The sequence below is a fragment of the Gammaproteobacteria bacterium genome (genome assembly GCA_040183005.1).
Taxonomy (GTDB): domain Bacteria; phylum Pseudomonadota; class Gammaproteobacteria.
This window is the reverse complement of the sequence record JAMPIW010000002.1, coordinates 54200-73286: the sequence shown is the minus strand read 5'-3', so window position 1 is coordinate 73286 and position 19087 is coordinate 54200. Positions and strand designations below refer to the sequence as shown.

14 protein-coding genes and 4 tRNA genes are annotated in these 19087 nt (G+C 54.4%); 12 read left to right on the top strand and 6 right to left on the bottom strand.

Annotation, left to right across the window (positions count from 1 at the left end; genetic code table 11):
- Position 1 precedes the first annotated feature (1 nt).
- The 6 genes from M3A44_01825 to M3A44_01800 form a co-directional block, all read right to left on the bottom strand.
- The gene (locus tag M3A44_01825) at positions 2-1135 is read right to left on the bottom strand and encodes a restriction endonuclease subunit S (GenBank protein MEQ6340403.1); all 1134 of its coding nucleotides are present in this window, start codon (positions 1133-1135) and stop codon (positions 2-4) included.
- Entirely contained in the window at positions 1132-3267 is a 2136-nt protein-coding gene (locus M3A44_01820; protein ID MEQ6340402.1) for a type I restriction-modification system subunit M, read from the bottom strand. The genes M3A44_01825 and M3A44_01820 overlap by 4 nt, the downstream gene beginning before the upstream one ends.
- 147 nt (positions 3268-3414) lie before the next feature.
- Positions 3415-4677 carry a mechanosensitive ion channel gene (locus tag M3A44_01815; protein MEQ6340401.1) on the bottom strand — a complete coding sequence of 421 codons (1263 nt, stop codon included), beginning with the start codon at positions 4675-4677 and terminating at the stop codon, positions 3415-3417.
- 47 nt (positions 4678-4724) lie between these two features.
- Positions 4725-5909 (bottom strand): TIGR03862 family flavoprotein, encoded by a 1185-nt coding sequence (locus M3A44_01810; GenBank protein MEQ6340400.1) that lies wholly within the window; start codon positions 5907-5909, stop codon positions 4725-4727.
- A gap of 681 nt (positions 5910-6590) precedes the next feature.
- Entirely contained in the window at positions 6591-7448 is an 858-nt protein-coding gene (gene ttcA / locus M3A44_01805; GenBank protein MEQ6340399.1) for a tRNA 2-thiocytidine(32) synthetase TtcA, read from the bottom strand.
- 10 nt (positions 7449-7458) lie between these two features.
- Positions 7459-8961 carry a phenylacetate--CoA ligase family protein gene (locus M3A44_01800; protein MEQ6340398.1) on the bottom strand — a complete coding sequence of 501 codons (1503 nt, stop codon included), beginning with the start codon at positions 8959-8961 and terminating at the stop codon, positions 7459-7461.
- Between the two features lie 118 nt (positions 8962-9079).
- On the opposite strand from M3A44_01800, the gene M3A44_01795 reads away from it, so the two are divergent.
- From M3A44_01795 to rpoB, 12 genes are all read left to right on the top strand, one after another.
- A tRNA-Tyr gene (locus M3A44_01795) sits at positions 9080-9164 on the top strand.
- A 17-nt stretch (positions 9165-9181) separates the two neighbouring features.
- Positions 9182-9255: transfer RNA gene (locus M3A44_01790), tRNA-Gly, on the top strand.
- A 56-nt stretch (positions 9256-9311) separates the two neighbouring features.
- Positions 9312-9387, top strand: a tRNA-Thr gene (locus M3A44_01785).
- A 120-nt stretch (positions 9388-9507) separates the two neighbouring features.
- Positions 9508-10698: an elongation factor Tu gene (gene tuf, locus M3A44_01780; GenBank protein ID MEQ6340397.1), complete on the top strand. Its 1191-nt coding sequence runs from the start codon at positions 9508-9510 to the stop codon at positions 10696-10698.
- Positions 10699-10781: 83 nt separating this feature from the next.
- A tRNA-Trp gene (locus M3A44_01775) sits at positions 10782-10857 on the top strand.
- A 35-nt stretch (positions 10858-10892) separates the two neighbouring features.
- A complete protein-coding gene (gene secE, locus M3A44_01770; GenBank protein ID MEQ6340396.1) occupies positions 10893-11240 on the top strand; it encodes a preprotein translocase subunit SecE in 348 nt (115 codons plus the stop codon).
- Positions 11241-11244: 4 nt separating this feature from the next.
- Complete coding sequence (nusG, locus tag M3A44_01765) at positions 11245-11778, top strand: transcription termination/antitermination protein NusG (GenBank protein MEQ6340395.1); 534 nt, start codon at positions 11245-11247, stop codon at positions 11776-11778.
- A gap of 110 nt (positions 11779-11888) precedes the next feature.
- On the top strand, positions 11889-12320 hold the full coding sequence (gene rplK, locus M3A44_01760; GenBank protein MEQ6340394.1) for a 50S ribosomal protein L11: 432 nt from the start codon (positions 11889-11891) through the stop codon (positions 12318-12320).
- A 1-nt stretch (position 12321) separates the two neighbouring features.
- Positions 12322-13023: a 50S ribosomal protein L1 gene (gene rplA, locus M3A44_01755; protein MEQ6340393.1), complete on the top strand. Its 702-nt coding sequence runs from the start codon at positions 12322-12324 to the stop codon at positions 13021-13023.
- A gap of 332 nt (positions 13024-13355) precedes the next feature.
- Positions 13356-13841, top strand: a complete 486-nt coding sequence (rplJ, locus tag M3A44_01750; protein ID MEQ6340392.1) for a 50S ribosomal protein L10 — start codon at positions 13356-13358, stop codon at positions 13839-13841.
- 63 nt (positions 13842-13904) lie between these two features.
- Positions 13905-14279, top strand: a complete 375-nt coding sequence (rplL, locus tag M3A44_01745; GenBank protein ID MEQ6340391.1) for a 50S ribosomal protein L7/L12 — start codon at positions 13905-13907, stop codon at positions 14277-14279.
- A gap of 683 nt (positions 14280-14962) precedes the next feature.
- The gene (rpoB, locus tag M3A44_01740; protein ID MEQ6340390.1) at positions 14963-19042 is read left to right on the top strand and encodes a DNA-directed RNA polymerase subunit beta; all 4080 of its coding nucleotides are present in this window, start codon (positions 14963-14965) and stop codon (positions 19040-19042) included.
- Positions 19043-19087 lie beyond the last annotated feature (45 nt).

Below are 19087 nucleotides of genomic sequence, written 5' to 3'. Positions count from 1 at the left end.
CTCATACCGCCAACACCCCGCTCATCAATCGCGGCAGGAGTAGGTCGCGAGCTTTGGCGAGCATAGCGTTTTGTTGTGTCAGGTTCCTAACTTGATCCGCGGTATCCTTGGCAAAGGACTCGAATTGCTCCGCCAGCAGATGAGGTGGTTTCAATAAAGGTAACCCAGCCACGACATCCTTGGATAATTCTGTTTGGTTCGTTGCGCCTCGACCCATGCTTGCTAAGTAATCTTCCATCGAAGCAATATGATGGCCGTAGAGGAAAACCGGCACGTCCTCATCGGGTCGCGCAATTGTGATGTGAGAATCAACGGTGCAGTTTTCTATAGCATCAAGAAACTGAGCAACACGCCCAAGCGTTCCTTGCCCGGTAGAATTCACTAGAACATCGCCATATCTAACGAGCTTGTTGGGCGTTACTTCTTTGGACTGCCGTCGAGCGAAATTCGTCGACACTCGCTGATCGCGAATGCATTTCTGATTGATAACAGTGCCAAGAGCTTCGTCGTCATAAGTGGGTGTTATGCCACGCGAAATAAAAGAGGATGCATCGCCCACTGTTGTCTTCTCCCACCCCTCCGGCACACCGTCTTTGATTTTGACGTGTTCGTGGCCGGGGAAGCGGAGGTGGACGAACCATTCCTTGTAGAGCAGACGTGCGGCCTGTTCCAGCAACTGTATCCGCCGCCGGTTGTTTTCGATCAGGTCGTCGTAGGCGGAGAGAATGGAGGCGATACATTTCTGTTCCTGGAAAGAAGGCACTCCGATGCTAACGCTATAGAAATCCTCACGCTTCGTGGACGGGATTGCAGAACCGCTATCCATGCGATTGATATCAACGAGTAGAAGGCGGTAATACAGCCATTTCAGATCAATATCGTCATCTAGCAAAGTAAGATAGTACGCAGTGTCGATCGTCCATGAAGGACCAGATGAATAATGAACGCCTCGATAAGCCCCCTTTCTCCCAATGATGATTGTGGGCTGCTCATAGAGCGGCCTCGTAGCCCAGCCAATGGGGCCGTTTGTTCCAAATACTTCGACGGGCAGCGTCTCTTGAGGTTCCTGTTCATAGCCGCAGTGAGCCCTCCCGTAGTTCAAGGTACACAGTTCACCGAGCCTTGCGGGTTTCATACCCCCAACTCCTCAAAATTCCTTTTGATGGTCGCAGCCAGGGTGACGGCCTCGGCGTTGAGGTCTTCCAGCTCGACGTGGATCTCGCGCAGGGTCTCTTCGAAGTCGAAGTTTTCGTCAACTTCCTCAGGGGCAACACCGACGTAGCGGCCGGGGGTGAGGCTCCAGTCGTTGGCTTCGATCTCTTTGATGTCCACCAATTTAACCAGCCCTGCCACGTCGCGCAGTTTGGCCTCAGGGAAACGTTCGGTGAGCCAGTGGGCCTGCTTCCAGAAGTAGCGCACCTGCTTGAGTTGTTCGATGGCGAAGTGGCGGGCTTCGTCGGTGGCCTTGCGGGCGCGGGTGGTGGTCCTCACCCCCGGCCCCTCTCCCGGAGGGAGAGGGGAGGATTCCAGGGCGTCGATGAGGCGAGTGGCGAGCTTGTAGATGAGGTCGGTCTGTTTGATCAGGTCGCGGCTGGCCTCGGCCATGGGCGCGAACTCTTGGGTGAGTTTGAGCAGTGCGGCGTTGTTGTCCGGTGCGGCCTGCCATTGTTTGGCGGCCTTCTGCGCACGCTTGCGAAACTGTTCGGTGTCTTGATCGAACAGTTCTATCTCTTTTTCCAGCTCTTTCAGCACTTCCGCCTGCGGTCCGGTTTGGGGCTGGCTTTTGAGGAATGGAGCCACTGTTTTTCGTAATACCTGAAGTGTCTCAGCATATTCAGGTAATGGCTGTGCAGTCTGACCAGTTTCATCTTCCCATTCAAAACAGGCTTGCGCCTCGTCGACGACATTGCCGAGGTATTGCGATACCAGTTGCAGGTAGCGTTCAGTTTCCCCCCTGTAGAGCCAGACGATGGCTTGCAGGTTCTGCTGCTGCTCGGGGGAGAAGTCGTAGATCTTGCGCGTGACCTTGCGATAGACGTTGCGCGCGTCGATCATGAGGACGGTGTTGTGGCCTCTCACCCTTGAATGCGAGAGAGGGGAGTTTCCTTTGGCTTTATCAAAAAACCACAGTTCGCAGGGCACGGTGCGGGTGTAGAAGAAGTTGGAGCGGATGGCGATCATGGCGTCGACGTCGCCGGTCTCGATCAGCTTCTGCCGCACCTTGGCCTCGCCGCCACCGGCGCTGGAGGCCTGGGAGGACATGACGAAACCGGCTTTGCCCTTGTCGCTCAGGTAGCTGTAGAAGTAGCTGATCCAGATGTAGTTGCCGTTGCTGACCTTTTCCTTTTTGTTGACGCCGGGCAGGCCGAAGGGCAGGCGTGGGTCGCTCTTGACCTTGTCGGCGTCGATCTCGTCGACGTTGAAGGGCGGATTGGCCATCACGTAGTCGGCCTTGCCGAGCAGTTCGTGCGGGTCTTCGTAGTAGGTGATGGCCTTCTGGATGTCGCCCTCCAGGCCGTGGACGGCGAGGTTCATCTTGGCCAGACGGATGGTGGTGGCGTTCTTCTCCAGGCCACGGAAGGTGAGTTTTTCCGTGGGGCTGTCGCCATGCTCCTCGACGATGCGCGCGCTCTGCACGAACATGCCGCCGGAGCCGCAGGCCGGGTCCAGCACGGTGCCGCGCTCGGGGTCGAGCACGTGGGCGATGAGCGAGACCAGGGATACCGGGGTGAAGAACTCGCCGCCGTCGTGGGCGCCCTGACCGGCGAACTGGGTGAGGAAGTATTCGTAGATGCGGCCGAAGACATCGCCCTTGACCCTCTTTAGCTCTTCGGGGTTGAGGGTGCGCAGGAGATGTCCAAGGACCTGATTTTCCAGCAGCTGATATTCACCCTTGGGCAGGGTGCCGCGCAGGTTCTCGTAGTTCGCCTCGATGGAGTCCATCGCCTCGATGATGGCGCGGGCGCGGTCCTCGCTGTCGGGGAGTGAAACGAGATAATCGAACTGGGCCTTGGGTTGCAGGAAGATGGCCCCCTGCTGGGAGAAATCCTCCTTGGTCAGCGCGCGCGTCTTGCCGCCGCGACTGGGCAGGTTGGACTCGATGCGCGCCTTCACCGCCAGATAGCGACTGTAAGCGTGGCGCAGAAACACCAGACCCATGACAGGCAGGAAGTATTCGTTGCTGGCATAGTTGGAGTTGGCGCGCAGGTTGTCGGCGGCACTCCACAGGCGTTTTTCGATGGCTTCGATGTGTTCGAGTTGGGACATTAAAAGTTCTCGTTATTTTTATTTGGCGACTTGCGCACTATACGACCTTTTAGGGGTGGAGGCACCGGGTCCAAAATGAAAAATGAGCACGGCGGCGCAGCGTAGGTAGTTTGATGGGAAGTCTCCTGCCATTAGTCCCCATGTCTTTTATGGTTGCAAAGGCTGGCCGATGATGTGTATAGCGCGCTGTGGGTAAGGGATTTCAATTCCCTGTTTTTGGAATTCGCGCCAGATTTCCAGGTTGATGTCGGAACGCAGCGAGAGTTGGCCTTCCTCCGGGTCGCTAATCCATATTGAAAGCTCCAGGCCGATGCCGTTTTCGGCAAATTCCTTGAGGTAGACTTTAGGTTCAGGGTCATTGATGACGCGCGGATGGTGTTGAGCTGTGTGCAACACTATATTCATGGCGGTTTCAAGGGGACTGCCGTAGCTGATTTGCACCGGGATTCCGATTCTGATTTTGCGGTCTGAGTAGGAGTGGTTGACCACGGTCGAGGTGATCAGCGTGTCATTGGGAATGATCGCTTCGGTGCCGTCGAGCGCTTTCAATACGATATATCGTGCGGTGAGGCGTGATACGCTGCCATAACGATTGTCGGCGGTGATGATGTCGTCCAGGTGGATGGATTTGTCGAGCAGAATGATGAAGCCACTGACATAATTGCTGGCGATTTTCTGTAACCCCAGCCCCAGACCCACGCCGAGCGCGCCACCAAACACGGACAGCACGGTAATGTCTATGCCTAATATCGGCAGCGCAATCAGGATGCCGATCACGAGCAATGCCGCCCGGACCAGCTTGGTTGCCACCACGCGCAGATTCATGTCCATCTGGCCGGCACCTAAAATGCGCCGCTCCAGAACGCTGCCCAGCCACAGCGCCAACAACAGGGTAATGCCGACGGTAAACACCGTTTGCACAACGAGCAGCAACGAAAGCCGGTGCTTGCCAACGGTAAAGCTGAGCTCGTCAAAAACCCGCTCGATTTCCGGCAGGAAACCCGTGATATGCAATGCAACGCCAAGCCAGATCAGTCCGGCGATGAAGCGTTCGGACGTGTGCAGCCAGCCACTTGGCGTAAAGATGTTACGCAGCACGTATACGGTCAAACGCACCAGCGCCAGCGAAACCAGCAGCGCCGCCGCGATGTTGAGCAGGTTGACGTGATAGCTATGCCGGAGCAACGCCTTGCCGATCAGCACCAGGCATAACGCTGTGAGAGGGAAGATCACGCGGTTAAAGCCGCCAAACATCCGGCGTGCGCTAACCCCGGCGAACGCATCTTGTTCAGCGAACGGATGCTCGGCAAAATGCCGCTTTGCCAATCGCCCAACCCACCACCCCACGCCAAGGCTCAGCGCGAGTACGGCAAACTGCCATAGCAGCGCAGTTTGCTGCATGTCAGACATAAAGTCCGCTAACAGGTTGTAAATTTCAGGGGTGTTTTGCATGTGCTTTACGTTGTCTCTCTATTGAGCCAGGCGATGACTCCAAGCCCCGCCGCGTGGCCGCTGGCGAAGCTGGCAGTGAATAAATAGCCGCCTGTCGGTGCTTCCCAGTCCAGCATTTCACCTGCGCAGAACACGCCCGGCAAGGATCGGATCATCAGGTGTTCGTCGAGCGCGTCGAAGGCGACGCCTCCTGCGCTGCTGATGGCTTCATCAATGGGGCGGGGTGCGATGAGTGTTAGCGGTAGTGCCTTGATTGCTGTGGCGAGGCGGCTTGGGTCTTCGAAAATTTGCGGAGGCGCACGCTCCCGCAGCAACCCTGCTTTCACACCTTCAATGCCCGCCCGGCGGAGGTGCTTGGCCATCGAGTGCGAGCCGCGTGGCCGTGAGAGGTCGCTGATCAGGCGAGGGAGTTCCCGTCCGGGCGCCAGATCAAGGTGGATGGTTGCGGAACCCGAGGCAGTTATTTCATCACGTAAACGCCCGGATAGTGCATAGATCACACCGCCTTCAACACCGCTGTCCGTAATCATAAGTTCGCCCTGTTGGTTAACGGCAACAGGGGTGGAACCTGTAAAGTTAATGCTTATCGCTTTCAGGGCCTGCCCGGCGTACCGTTCGCGAAAGTGATCGCTCCAGCCGATATCGAAACCGCAGTTGGCAGCCTGTAGCGCTTCGACATGAACGCCACGCTCCACAAGCAGAGGCACCCACGCGCCATCGGAACCCAGCCGTGCCCAACTGCCGCCGCCCAGCGCAAGCACCACGGCGTCGGCGTGTAGGGATTGTACGCCCTGAGGCGCGGCAAATCGAAGGGTGCCGTCTGCGTTCCACCCGCACCAGCGGTGGCGCATGTGGAAACAAACGCCGGCTTCGCGCAAGCGATGCAACCAAGCACGCAGCAGCGGCGCTGCTTTCATGTCAACGGGAAACACGCGGCGGGAGGTGCCGATAAACGTTTCAACACCCAGCCCGTGCGCCCATGCGCGCAGATCCTCAGGCCCGAAGGCCTTGAGCAACGGTTCGAGTTGTGTCCGGCGTGTGCCGTAGCGCGAAAGAAATTGCTCAAGCGGCTCCGAATGAGTGAGATTCATGCCGCCCTTGCCCGCCATCAGAAATTTGCGGCCGACGGAAGGCATAGCATCATAGAGATCGACGGATACGCCACCGTTAATCAACGCTTCCGCCGCCATGAGTCCGGCAGGGCCACCGCCAATGACGACCACCGAGCGGCGGTGCGGGCTATTCGTTGACACTGGCAGTCACCTGGGGATGATTTGAGTAATTAGAGTGGGCCAGGAGTGCGTCGTATAGAGAGGTTAGCATGTGAAATTATTTCGTCCCGCATTCCAGTCCTGCAACAACGCTTGTTCCCGGACAGGCTGCCGGTGGCTAATCTCGAATATTATTAACATTGAGGGGTGATAATTAACATGTTGATAATAAATTAATTATATGAATTTACCGGCCAGGTTTTTTTAGTCAAGCCTCGAAAAATATTGACATATTACCCCTCATTTGCTTGATGTAAGAATATGTTGACAATGATTCTGATGTTATGTATAAGTAGCCTAACGTTAACCTTATATTTATTGTGGTTAATGTCTTACAGTTCCAGTCAACTATTTACGAAGGAGACGACCATGTCCAACAAATCCCATACCAACGACGACACGATTATCCCAATTTCGGTTATTGCGTTCGTCCTGATTCTTACTTGGCTGGGGACCAACGTCCTGGCGCATTACCCGGTGGGCCACTAAAACAAGTATTGAATAACAGGGGTAGGCGGCTGATATAAGCCGTTACTCCAGATGCGGACAGGTGTTGTGCAAGCCACGGATGGGTTTGCTGCCCTTGTTGGTAATGATTTTTCAGACTACCTCTCTCAGGTCATGAAAGGGATCAGGGAATACAATTTCCTGATCCCCTTTTTCTGCAATATCAAACGTCATTTCTTCGCTTTCGCGCTGCGCTTCCAAGCCCTTGAAATTCCAAAGCTGTTTGTCCATAAGCTGGCTGGGTTTTATGTGACCTAGCGCATGGAGAATGTTGCTGGGTATTTTGGGGTTTTCCTGGGCAAGGTCATTGACCAGTCTTTTGATGCGTTGACGCGCCAAATTTTCCTGTGAACCGCACAGGTTGCAGGGAATAATAGGGAATTCACGTTCCTTTGCGTATTCGATGATGTCCTGTTCCTGGCAGTAGGCCAGAGGACGGATCACGATGTGGCGCTTATTGTCGGTGAGCAATTTGGGCGGCATGGAGCGTATTTCGCCATTGTAGAGTATCGACATCAGCAGGCTGTGGATCATATCGTCGCGGTGATGCCCCAGCGCGATTTTGGTGTAGCCGTGATCTTCCGCGTATCTGTAAATATTGCCTCGGCGCAGACGTGAACATAGCGAACAATAGGTGCTTCCCTCCGGCACTTTTTCTATAACTACAGAATAAGTATCCTTTTTGAGTATCTCATAAGGGATCTTATAGTGTTCCAGCCATGCCCTCATGCCGCTGTCGTCCCAGCCGGGCTGTGATTGATCCAGTGTGAACGCAAGGATCTCGAATTTGTTGTTCGAGTGCATTCTCAGCAGGCGCAAAATGGAGAGCAGCGTGTAGGAATCCTTGCCGCCGGAAAGGCAGACCATGACGCGATCCCCGGTCTGGATCAAATTGTAATCGGCAATCGCCTTGCCGACATAATGCAGCAACTTTTTTTCTATTTTGGACAATGATGCTTCCTCAGGATTTTTTTACATATCTATGTTTGATCCCGGCGGGGAAATAGTTCGAGTCGCCCGCCGGCAGCAGTGTGATCTCGGGAGTCTGGTGTTCCGGCGGCGTGTAATGCGCAAATTCGCTGTTGAGGCGCAACAAATGTTGCCGGATCGAAGCGCCTATGGCATCCCGCATCTCAACGGTCGCGGCAACATTGGGCAACAATTCGACTGTCACGCTGAGAACCTTGTTCTGGTCTGTATTCTCCTTAACCTCCAATACAAACTTGCCCGTCACCCAATCTTTAATAATCGGCTGCTCAAGGCCCACAGTTACATTTTCAGGGTAAATGTTAGCTCCATAGTAAGAAACCGTGAAATCCGCCCGGCCAAACAGGTATGCAAAGGGCAGGGGGCGGGTGCCTCTCAGATTATGGGGCTGCAGCTCGGCTAGCGAGTTGCCGCCCCATTCATTGGCAAAGTTTAGCATCTCATCGTATCCGACGATGCCGCCCTTGTCGGCGATATGATAGCGCAGCAGGGGGACGCCATTGTCACCCGTCACAACCAGCGTGCCTTCGTGAACCTCAAAAAAACGGCTTAACGGATCATATTGTACCAGCGTAGGCAGGCGCGATTCCCCGAACAGCGCGCGCCCGGCCTCGGGGTGGTTGGCGAAGAAGCGGCGCAATGTGATGCTCAGCGGGGTTTCGTTGCCCAGCACCCCGGCATCCGCCGTACCGTAAAGCGAAGCCGTATCATAGCAGGGGTTGCCTGAGCCGATCCTTGCGCATACCAGGCTGCGCCATTCCTCGCTGAACACCTCGCCTGCAAATACCAGTTTCACGGAGTATCGCGGCCAGTCGATACCTTGCACACTGCCGCTGTCGATCACATCCTTGACGAAAGGTGGATAGCCCGCCAGAACAGTCTGGTCGAAGTGGGGGCTGAGTTCTTCGATGATGCGGTAGATCTCGGCCTTGTTATTGCCCGGAGTCACCACTGTTATAGGGTAGCCCTTTTGTGAAAGATAACGGCAGCACAGCGTGGTATACATGCCTCCCACCCACGTGCCTAGCGCAAAACACACTACCACCAGAGTGCTGCGGGTGTCGGCATGAAAGCTATCGCTAAAGACCTGCTCAAAGCGCGTTGCAATATCCAGCTCATGGCGCGTTGAGCGCGGCCAGAACAGGGGTGTGCCGGTGGAGCCCGATGAAACGGCAATCATCTCGCAGTCTTCCAGCTTGCCGTTGCGACACCGTGCGGGCAATGGATATGCCAGCATATAGTTTTGTTTGGTGACCAGCGGGAGCTTCTGAAAATCGGTGTGATCACGCACGCTTGCCTGGTCAATGCCGTGCTGTACCAAAAAGTCACGGTAGGCCGGAACCTCTGTGGCAACGGCATGAAATAGGTCCAGCGCGGCGGCTTGGGGTGATGTTTCCTGATGGCGCGTTAGTGTGTCCGTCAGAGGGGTTGACAGAAAGGATTGCAGCGCGGTGGTGAATGGGCTGTGGTTTTTCATGTGTCCATCCTCGATGATCCGTGATAGCGGATTAATAACAGATAATCCTAGTTTGTTGGCAAGCAAGTGGTTGACAGGTCATGGCGTCACTATCATAATAGTCGACTTAGATATTTTCGGAGGGGTTCCCGAGCGGCCAAAGGGATCAGACTGTAAATCTGACGGCTCTGCCTTCGGAGGTTCGAATCCTCCCCCCTCCACCAAAAGCTTTGAAGAAAAGGCGGGTGTAGTTCAATGGTAGAACTTCAGCCTTCCAAGCTGATAGCGTGGGTTCGATTCCCATCACCCGCTCCATAAGTTTGCCAAGGTCTTGAGTTAGTATAACCGAGCGAGCTGCTGGAAATAAAAATGCCCATATAGCTCAGTCGGTAGAGCACTTCCTTGGTAAGGAAGAGGTCACCGGTTCAAATCCGGTTATGGGCTCCAAAATTTGATGGATTATCGGCCCAGGCTGGTTGAATTCTTTAAGTGCGACGGGCGGTTGTTGGCATCGTCGCAGGTTTCTTGTTGAAAAGTTTACTTAATATCTAGTGAGGGGGTCGCGGAATGTCCAAGGGAAAGTTTGAGCGTACCAAGCCGCATGTTAACGTAGGCACGATTGGTCACGTAGACCATGGCAAGACCACGTTGACGGCAGCGTTGACGAAAGTGATGGCAGAGCGTCATGGCGGCGAATTCAAGGCCTATGACCAGATTGACTCGGCGCCCGAAGAGCGCGCGCGCGGCATCACCATTGCCACCGCGCACGTCGAGTACGAATCCGACGCCCGTCACTATGCGCATGTGGACTGCCCCGGCCATGCCGACTATGTAAAAAACATGATCACCGGCGCAGCGCAGATGGACGGCGCGATCCTGGTCGTCTCCGCTGCCGACGGCCCCATGCCGCAGACCCGCGAGCACATCCTGCTGGCCCGCCAGGTCGGCGTGCCCTACATCGTCGTATTCCTGAACAAGGCCGACATGGTGGACGATCCCGAGCTCCTGGAGCTGGTGGAAATGGAAGTGCGCGAGCTGCTGGATAAATACAAATTCCCCGGCGACGACACCCCGATCATCACCGGTTCCGCCCTCAAGGCGCTCGAAGGCGACCAGAGCGATATCGGCGTGCCTGCCGTGATCAAGCTGCTCGAAGCGATGGATTCGTACATTCCCTTGCCTGAGCGTCCGATTGACAAGCCCTTCCTGCTGCCGATCGAAGACGTGTTCTCGATCTCTGGCCGTGGCACCGTCGTGACGGGCCGTGTTGAAAAGGGCATTGTCAAAGTTGGCGAAGAAGTGGAAATCGTCGGCTTGAAGCCCACCGTCAAGACCACCTGCACCGGCGTGGAAATGTTCCGCAAGCTGCTGGACGAAGGCCGTGCCGGTGACAACGTCGGCGTCCTGTTGCGCGGCACCAAGCGCGAAGACGTCGAGCGCGGACAGGTACTGTGCAAGCCGGGTTCAATCAAGCCGCACACCAAGTTCGAAGCCGAAGTGTACGTCTTGTCCAAGGACGAAGGTGGACGTCACACCCCGTTCTTCAATGGCTACCGTCCGCAGTTTTACTTCCGCACCACCGACGTTACCGGTTCGGTGGATCTGCCGGAGGGGATCGAGATGGTGATGCCGGGTGACAACGTGCGTGTCACGGTGAGCCTGATTGCCCCGATTGCTATGGACGAAGGATTGCGTTTTGCGATTCGTGAGGGTGGCCGTACTGTCGGCGCCGGTGTTGTAACTAAGGTGATTGAGTAAAGACAGTTTCGGATCTTGTGTTGCAGACCCCAGTTGTTGGGGCTGGCAAACCCGGAGCCGCAACTAAAAAAACGTAAGGTTCTAGGCCAGTAGCTCAATTGGCAGAGCGGCGGTCTCCAAAACCGCAGGTTGGGGGTTCGATTCCCTCCTGGCCTGCCACAATCCGGTGGTTACCGGAATTATTAGAAGCAGGCATGGCAGATAAAATAAAATTAACATTGGCGGTTCTGGTAGTGAGTGGCGCTATAGGCGCCTTTTATTACTACGCCGATCACTCCATGTTGTTGCGTGTCATTGGCATCTTGGTGGCGATGGGCATTTCCACCGCCATTGCGATGCAGACCGCAGTTGGCCAAAAGACGTTGGGCTTCATCCGTGAGTCTAAGGTTGAAGTGCGTAAGGTGGTTTGGCCGACACGTAAAGAAACATTGCAAACGACGCTGGTTGTCATGGTCATGGTTGTCGTGGTAGCCATTTTTCTATGGCTGGTTGATATGTTTTTGTTGTGGGCGGTTCGATTGTTGACCGGTCAGGGAGGCTGAACGCATGGCGATGCGCTGGTACGTGGTTCACGCCTATTCCAATTTTGAGAATCAAGTGGTGCGCTCCCTCAAGGAGCGCATTGTCCGTAGTGGTTTGCAGGATCAGTTCGGCGATGTCCTGGTGCCGACTGAAGAAGTGATAGAGATGCGCGCCGGCCAGAAGCGCAAAAGTGATCGCAAGTTCTTCCCCGGTTATGTCCTTGTGCAGATGGAGATGAACGACGCGACTTGGCATCTGGTAAAAGAAGTGCCCAAGGTGTTGGGTTTCGTCGGCGGCACGACCGAGCGTCCTGCGCCTATTACTGATCGGGAAGCTGAAAGAATTCTGCTGCGCGTTCAGGAGGGGGTCGAGAAACCCAGGCCGAAAGTGCTGTTTGAGCCGGGTGAAGTTGTGCGTGTTACTGAAGGGCCATTTGCCGATTTCAATGGCGTGGTTGAAGAGGTTAATTACGAGAAGAGCCGCTTGCGCGTCGCAGTTTTGATTTTTGGACGTTCGACTCCAGTGGAGCTGGAGTTCGGGCAAGTCGAGAAAGGATAGTCTCGGGAAGTTTCGGGTTGTACAGACGACTCGAAGCGCATTGAAATAGCAGGCATAATCTTTTTATTTTAATGGGGAGCCGCAAGGCGTTTGAACCCGCGGAGTAGAAAATGGCAAAGAAAATTACGGCCTACATTAAGTTGCAGGTCAAGGCCACTCAGGCCAACCCAAGTCCTCCCGTCGGCCCGGCGCTGGGTCAGCGCGGCGTCAATATCATGGAATTCTGTAAGGCTTTCAATGCCCAAACGCAGGGCATAGAGCCGGGCACCCCGATCCCCGTGATCATTACGGTATACAGTGATCGTAGTTTTACCTTTATTACCAAGACCCCGCCGGCATCAATTCTGTTGAAGAGAGCAGCTGGTATTACAAGTGGCAGCAAAACCCCTCACACCAACAAAGTTGGTAAGGTCACCCGTGAGCAACTGGAAGATATCGCCAAGGTCAAAATGTCTGACCTGACAGCATCTGACATGGACGCAGCAGTGCGTACGATTGCAGGTAGCGCACGCAGCATGGGCATTGAGACGGAAGGGGTATAACATGGCTAAACTTGCAAAACGTTTTAAACCCATCAGAGAAAAATTGCAGCCGGGCAAGCAATATTCAATCGATGAGGCACTGGGTTTGCTCAAGCAATTCTCATCGGTGAAATTCAACGAATCAATTGATGTCGCTGTCAATCTTGGCGTTGATCCACGTAAATCAGATCAAGTAGTTCGCGGTTCCACAGTATTGCCCAATGGCACCGGAAAAGTTGTGCGCGTTGCTGTTTTTGCCCAAGGTTCGAATGCCGACGCAGCCAGGGCCGCAGGTGCTGACATCGTAGGTTTTGATGATCTGGCGGAATCCGTAAAGGCAGGCAGCATGGATTTTGATGTGGTAATTGCCACACCCGATGCCATGCGTGTTGTTGGACAGTTGGGCCAGATTCTCGGTCCGCGTGGATTGATGCCCAACCCGAAAGTTGGCACCGTGACAGCCGATGTCGCTACGGCGGTGAAAAATGCCAAAGGTGGCCAGGTGCGTTACCGCACTGACAAAGCTGGTATTATCCAGTGCACAATCGGCAAGGTAAGCTTTGATGTTGACGCATTGCGCGGCAACCTTCACGCGCTGCTCGCTGATTTGAATAAGGCAAAGCCGAGCACTGCAAAAGGTGTTTATTTGAAGAAGATCTCCGTATCCAGTACCATGGGTCCAGGTATTATTGTAGATCAGGCATCACTGGCTGCTACAGCCTAAGTAGGAATGTCAGACTTTGGGTTGGCGGCGGCAACGCCGCTGGCCGTCAAAGACCGTAGGTGCTTCGCTTAATGGGGCCGGATTAAAGTCGGCACCACCTACGCAGATGGCGTACCCGAGGCAGGATTTTCCCTGGTGACGGTTGCCGTAGGGTGGGGCACTATCTTGGTTGAACGCTTTAGCGATCTACCGATGGGTGTCCTGTGGTTTACGTGGTAAGCGTGAAAAGGTTGCTGCTTGGCTTACTGAAAAGCTGGTAGTGGTCTCTCGCGTTTATATACAGGGGAGCTCTCTTGTTAACACTAGAAGATAAAAAGGCCATTGTTGCTGAAATGGCCGGAGTTGCGAGTACCGCTCAAGCTGCGATTGCGGCCGAGTACCGTGGCTTGTCAGCAGAGCAGATGACCAAGTTGCGTGCTGAGGCGCGCAAAACGGGTGTTTATCTGCGCGTTGTCAAGAATACACTTGCCCGGCGTGCATTCGAGGGGACGGGTTTTGCTTGCATGCAGTCCTCCATGGTTGGTCCACTGGTTCTGGCCTTCTCGGTAGAAGAGCCTGCTGCTGCTGCCCGTCTGATGCGTGACTTCATGAAGGGCAATGACAAGCTGGTCGTCAAGGTTGTTGCACTGGGCGGCAAGTTGTTGGCCCCCGGTGATGTCGAGGCCTTGGCCAACATGCCGACACGCGATCAGGCGATCAGTCTGTTGATGGCGGTGATGAAGGCTCCTGTGGAGAAATTTGTCCGCACCTTGGCCGAGCCTACCAGCAAGATGGTCCGTACCGTGGCGGCTATCCGCGATCAAAAGCAGGCGGCTTGATTCCCATTTATTTTTATCCGCGTCATAAAACCGCGGTCATACATTTTCATTTAGGAGCGTAACATGGCTGTAAGCAAAGAAGATATTCTGGATACCATTTCAAACATGACCGTGCTGGAAATCGTAGATCTGATTTCTGCAATGGAAGAGAAATTCGGCGTTTCTGCTGCTGCTGTAGCGGTTGCCGCACCAGCTGCTGCGGGTGCTGCCCCGGCTGCCGAGGAGCAGACCGAGTTCAATGTTGTGATGAGCAGCTTTGGTGACAACAAGGTCAACGTGATCAAAGTAGTGCGCGCCATCACTGGTCTTGGTCTGAAAGAAGCCAAGGATATGGTTGAGGCCGTTCCCGCTGTAGTCAAGGAAGGCGTGAGCAAGGCTGATGCTGAAGCGATGAAGAAGCAGTTGGAAGAAGCTGGCGCCAAGGTTGAACTCAAGTAAGCGTATTGACTCATAAGTCTGTAAATTGAGTGGTTTGTTGTTGATATATAAAGGTTGTGGACGGATCTCAATTAGCCTATCAATACTTTCCCTTGCTGCAGAAGTTAATGAATAGAAGTGAAGTGGTATAAGATGGCAACCCGAAGGGGTTGTCGTCTTGCCATTGATGGCAAACCCTGAGTCTTCATGGGTAGTGGAGCGGCGTGTTTTTTGAGTTTTCCGCTTGTCTCCTTTGTTCTTGATAAACATGGGATCTTTTTTGACTGGCCGATCTGAATTGCTTAGGGATGAAGTTTTTCGGGTATGCTTGACGGAAAGATTTGTGAAATATTCAGGCGAATCGCATCTGACACTGAACGAGTTATCAACAGCTGGGCGCCCGGCAGGCCCACCAATCAATGTGATGCCGGGATAAGTTATTTTTTGGCTGGTGGCCGGCGCCACCGGCCTTTTTCTGTTTCAGCTGCGTTCGGACAAGCTGTTTTTTTTGGTTGTTCGTTGTATGGCCTAGTGTTGTGTCACCATGTTTGAACGTGTTGCATGTTTAAGCATGGATTAATGCAAAGCATGCCTTTTGTTTTTCGATCCGAAAAGGCCTGTGAATGGACTTTTCAGCGAATTATTTAGTTTGCCGTATGTTTATGGCTTCTGCCCGATTTAGTGATTGAATCTGAGGAACTCTGATGTCCTACTCCTTTACTGAGAAAAAAAGAATTCGCAAGGATTTTGGTAAGCGGCCCAGCATCTTGGAGACGCCTTATCTGCTGGCGATTCAGGTGGAATCTTATCGTGACTTTCTGCAAGAAGGCGTTAGCCTGGAAAGTCGCTTGGATAAGGGTTTGCATCTCGCGTTCAAATCAGTATTTCCGATTGTTAGCTACACCGGCTATGCTGCGCTTGAGTATGTGAGCTATCGCTTGGGCAACCCGGTTTTCGATGTCAAAGAGTGCCAGTCTCGTGGCATGACCTATGCGGCTCCGCTGCGTGTCAAAGTGCGCTTGGTGATTTACGACAAGGAAGCACCTGCTGGCGCCAAGGCTATCAAGGATGTCAAGGAGCAGGAAGTCTATATGGGCGAGCTGCCGTTGATGACGGGTAACGGCACCTTTGTGATCAATGGCACCGAGCGTGTTGTGGTGTCTCAGTTGCACCGCTCGCCCGGCGTGTTTTTTGAGCACGACAAGGGCAAGACCCATTCGTCCGGGAAATTGCTGTTCTCTGCGAGGATTATCCCTTACCGTGGTTCCTGGCTGGATTTCGAATTCGATCCCAATGACTGTGTGTTCGTGCGTATCGATCGCCGCCGCAAGTTGCCGGCGACGATGATTCTCCGCGCGCTGGGTTATAACACCCAGCAGATGCTTGGCCTGTTCTTTGAGATGAATACCTTTAGGTTCGAGCAGGATGGCATTCATCTGGAGCTGGTGGCCGACAGGCTGCGTGGTGAGAGTGCTGGGTTTGATATTAAAGATGCCAAGGGCAAGGTCATAGTAGAAGCGGGCCGCCGCATCATGGCGCGTCATATCAACGAACTGAAGAAGGCCAATATCACGCAGCTCACTGTGCCTCCTGAGTATGTGATAGGTAAAGTGGTTGCGCATGATGTGATCGATCAGGTCACGGGTGAAGTTCTGGCAAACGCCAACGATGAGCTCACTGGCGAGCTGTTGAACAAACTTATTAAGGCGGGCGTTCGGGAAATTCAGGCGCTTTATACCAACGATCTGGATCGCGGCCCTTATATTTCCGATACCTTGCGCATTGACCACACGCGCAGCGATTTGGATGCGCAGGTTGAAATCTATCGCATGATGCGTCCGGGCGAGCCGCCGACCAAAGATGCGGCGCAAGCCTTGTTCAATAATCTGTTCTTTAGCTTCGAACGTTACGATCTTTCGCCTGTTGGGCGCATGAAGTTTAACCGGCGCGTGGGGCGTACCGAGATTACCGGCCCCGGCGTGCTGTCCAACGAAGACATTATCGATGTCATGAAGGTCTTGATTGATATCAAGAACGGCAATGGTACCGTGGATGATATTGATCACCTTGGAAATCGCCGTATCCGCAGTGTCGGTGAGATGGTGGAGAACCAGTTCCGCGCGGGCTTGGTGCGCGTTGAGCGCGCCGTCAAAGAACGACTCAGCCTGGCTGAATCCGAAGGCTTGATGCCGCAGGAATTGATCAATGCCAAGCCCGTATCTGCAGTGATCAAGGAGTTCTTCGGTTCCAGTCAGTTGTCACAGTTCATGGATCAGAATAATCCATTGTCCGAGATAACGCACAAGCGGCGTATATCGGCGCTGGGGCCAGGTGGTTTGACGCGCGAGCGTGCCGGGTTTGAAGTGCGCGACGTGCATCCAACCCATTATGGTCGGGTATGCCCGATTGAAACGCCGGAAGGCCCTAACATTGGACTGATCAATTCGTTGGCGGCGTATGCCCGCACCAATAGTTATGGCTTCCTGGAAACGCCCTATCGCAAGGTGCTGAATGGCAAGGTGACCGATCAGATCGAGTATCTGTCGGCCATCGAAGAAGGGCAGTACATGATCGCCCAGGCCAGTGCGACGCTGGATGCGGAAGGCAACCTGATTGATGAATTGGTTTCCTGTCGTCACCAGAATGAGTTTACGCTCGCAACCCCTGACCGGGCCGAATACATGGACGTCTCGCCGAAGCAGATTGTGTCGGTGGCGGCATCGTTGATCCCGTTCCTGGAACACGATGACGCCAACCGTGCTTTGATGGGATCTAACATGCAGCGCCAGGCGGTGCCGACCTTGCTCGCCGAAAAGCCGCTGGTGGGTACTGGTATGGAACGGATCGTGGCCATTGATTCTGGTGTGACAGTTGTTGCGTTGCGTGGCGGCGTGATCAATTCTGTCGATGCTGGTCGCGTCGTGGTGCGTGTCAACGATGATGAGACGGTGCCGGGAGAGCCGGGCGTTGATATTTACAATCTGACGAAGTACACCCGTTCCAACCAGAACACCTGTATCAACCAGCGTCCGCTGGTGAATGTGGGTGATGTAGTGGCGCGCGGCGATGTGCTGGCGGATGGTCCTTCGACCGACATGGGTGAGCTGGCGCTGGGGCAGAATATGCTGGTCGCCTTCATGCCGTGGAACGGCTACAACTACGAGGATTCGATCCTGATTTCGGAGCGGGTGGTGCAGGAGGATCGCTTCACCACCATCCACATCGAAGAGCTGACTTGCGTGTCGCGTGACACCAAGCTTGGGCCTGAGGAAGTCACTGCGGATATTCCGAACGTGAGCGAGTCGGCTTTGGCCAAGCTGGACGAGTCCGGGATTATCTATATTGGTGCGGAAGTGGTGCCGGGTGACATCATGGTGGGCAAGGTGACCCCGAAGGGTGAAACCCAGTTGACCCCGGAAGAGAAGCTGTTGCGGGCTATTTTTGGTGAGAAAGCCTCCGATGTGAAAGACACTTCGCTACGTGTTCCATCCGGCATGAACGGTACGGTGATCGATGTTCAGGTGTTTACCCGTGATGGTGTGCAAAAAGATAAACGTGCTCAGGATATCGAGCGCAGCGCGCTGGAGGGAGTCAAGAAAGATCTGCATGACCAGTACCGTATCCTGGAAGACGATACCTATCAGCGTGTCGAGCAGCTATTGCTGGACAAGGTCGCGGAAGGTGGCCCCAAGGGCCTGAAGGCGGGCGGCAAGGTTGCCGCCGAGTACTTGTCAGGCATGGCGCGTGACAAGTGGTTTGAGATCCGCTTGCGCGACGAGGAGGCCAACCAGCAATTGGAACTGCTCGGCGAACAGCTTAAGCAACAGCGCAAGGACTTTGAAGCCAAACTCGAAGAAAAGCGTCTCAAGCTGATAGCGGGTGACGATCTGGCGCCCGGCGTGCTTAAAATGGTCAAGGTGTATTTGGCCGTGAAACGCCGCATTCAGCCTGGTGACAAGATGGCTGGGCGTCACGGTAACAAGGGTGTGGTGTCAATGATTGTCCCGGCTGAGGATATGCCGTACATGGCGGATGGTACGCCGGTTGACATTGTGCTGAATCCGCTGGGTGTGCCGTCGCGTATGAACGTCGGCCAGGTCCTCGAAACGCATCTTGGCTGGGCGGCGAAGGGCTTGGGTCTGAAGATTGGGCGCATGCTGGAGGCTAGAAGCAAAGTCTCCGAGGTGCGCGCCTTCCTCGGTCGTATTTATGACAGCAGCGGCAAAAAGGAAGATCTGAACTCGCTGACCGATGACGATATTGTTGCACTTAGCCAAAATCTGTCCAAAGGTGTTCCGATGGCGACACCGGTGTTTGATGGTGCGACCGAAGCGGAGATCAAGGCGATGCTGGAATTGGCCGATTTGCCACCCAGCGGGCAGACGACGCTGTTTGATGGTCGTACAGGCAATGCCTTCGATCGTCCGGTGACGGTGGGTTATATGTACATGCTCAAGTTGAACCACTTGGTGGATGACAAGATGCATGCGCGTTCCACGGGTCCCTACAGTCTGGTGACCCAGCAGCCCTTGGGCGGTAAGGCGCAGTTCGGTGGGCAGCGATTCGGTGAGATGGAGGTGTGGGCGCTGGAAGCCTATGGCGCCGCATACACCCTCCAGGAAATGCTCACCGTCAAGTCGGACGATGTCATAGGACGTACCAAGATGTACAAGAACATCGTGGATGGCGACCACCGCATGGAGGCAGCGATGCCGGAGTCCTTTAACGTGCTGATCAAAGAGATTCGGTCGTTGGCCATCGACATCGAGCTGGAGCAAAACTAAGCGCGCGGCTAATGCATAGGCAGGGAGAGGCGGCATGCTATGCGT

Bases quoted from the DNA above. Each gene is read 5' to 3' on its own strand.
- M3A44_01825 (MEQ6340403.1), bottom strand. From the start codon at position 1,135: ATGAAACCCGCAAGGCTCGGTGAACTGTGTACCTTGAACTACGGGAGG.
- M3A44_01820 (MEQ6340402.1), bottom strand. From the start codon at position 3,267: ATGTCCCAACTCGAACACATCGAAGCCATCGAAAAACGCCTGTGGAGT.
- M3A44_01815 (MEQ6340401.1), bottom strand. From the start codon at position 4,677: ATGTCTGACATGCAGCAAACTGCGCTGCTATGGCAGTTTGCCGTACTC.
- M3A44_01810 (MEQ6340400.1), bottom strand. From the start codon at position 5,909: ATGGCGGCGGAAGCGTTGATTAACGGTGGCGTATCCGTCGATCTCTAT.
- M3A44_01800 (MEQ6340398.1), bottom strand. From the start codon at position 8,961: ATGAAAAACCACAGCCCATTCACCACCGCGCTGCAATCCTTTCTGTCA.
- tuf (MEQ6340397.1), top strand. From the start codon at position 9,508: ATGTCCAAGGGAAAGTTTGAGCGTACCAAGCCGCATGTTAACGTAGGC.
- secE (MEQ6340396.1), top strand. From the start codon at position 10,893: ATGGCAGATAAAATAAAATTAACATTGGCGGTTCTGGTAGTGAGTGGC.
- nusG (MEQ6340395.1), top strand. From the start codon at position 11,245: ATGGCGATGCGCTGGTACGTGGTTCACGCCTATTCCAATTTTGAGAAT.
- rplK (MEQ6340394.1), top strand. From the start codon at position 11,889: ATGGCAAAGAAAATTACGGCCTACATTAAGTTGCAGGTCAAGGCCACT.
- rplA (MEQ6340393.1), top strand. From the start codon at position 12,322: ATGGCTAAACTTGCAAAACGTTTTAAACCCATCAGAGAAAAATTGCAG.
- rplJ (MEQ6340392.1), top strand. From the start codon at position 13,356: ATGGCCGGAGTTGCGAGTACCGCTCAAGCTGCGATTGCGGCCGAGTAC.
- rplL (MEQ6340391.1), top strand. From the start codon at position 13,905: ATGGCTGTAAGCAAAGAAGATATTCTGGATACCATTTCAAACATGACC.
- rpoB (MEQ6340390.1), top strand. From the start codon at position 14,963: ATGTCCTACTCCTTTACTGAGAAAAAAAGAATTCGCAAGGATTTTGGT.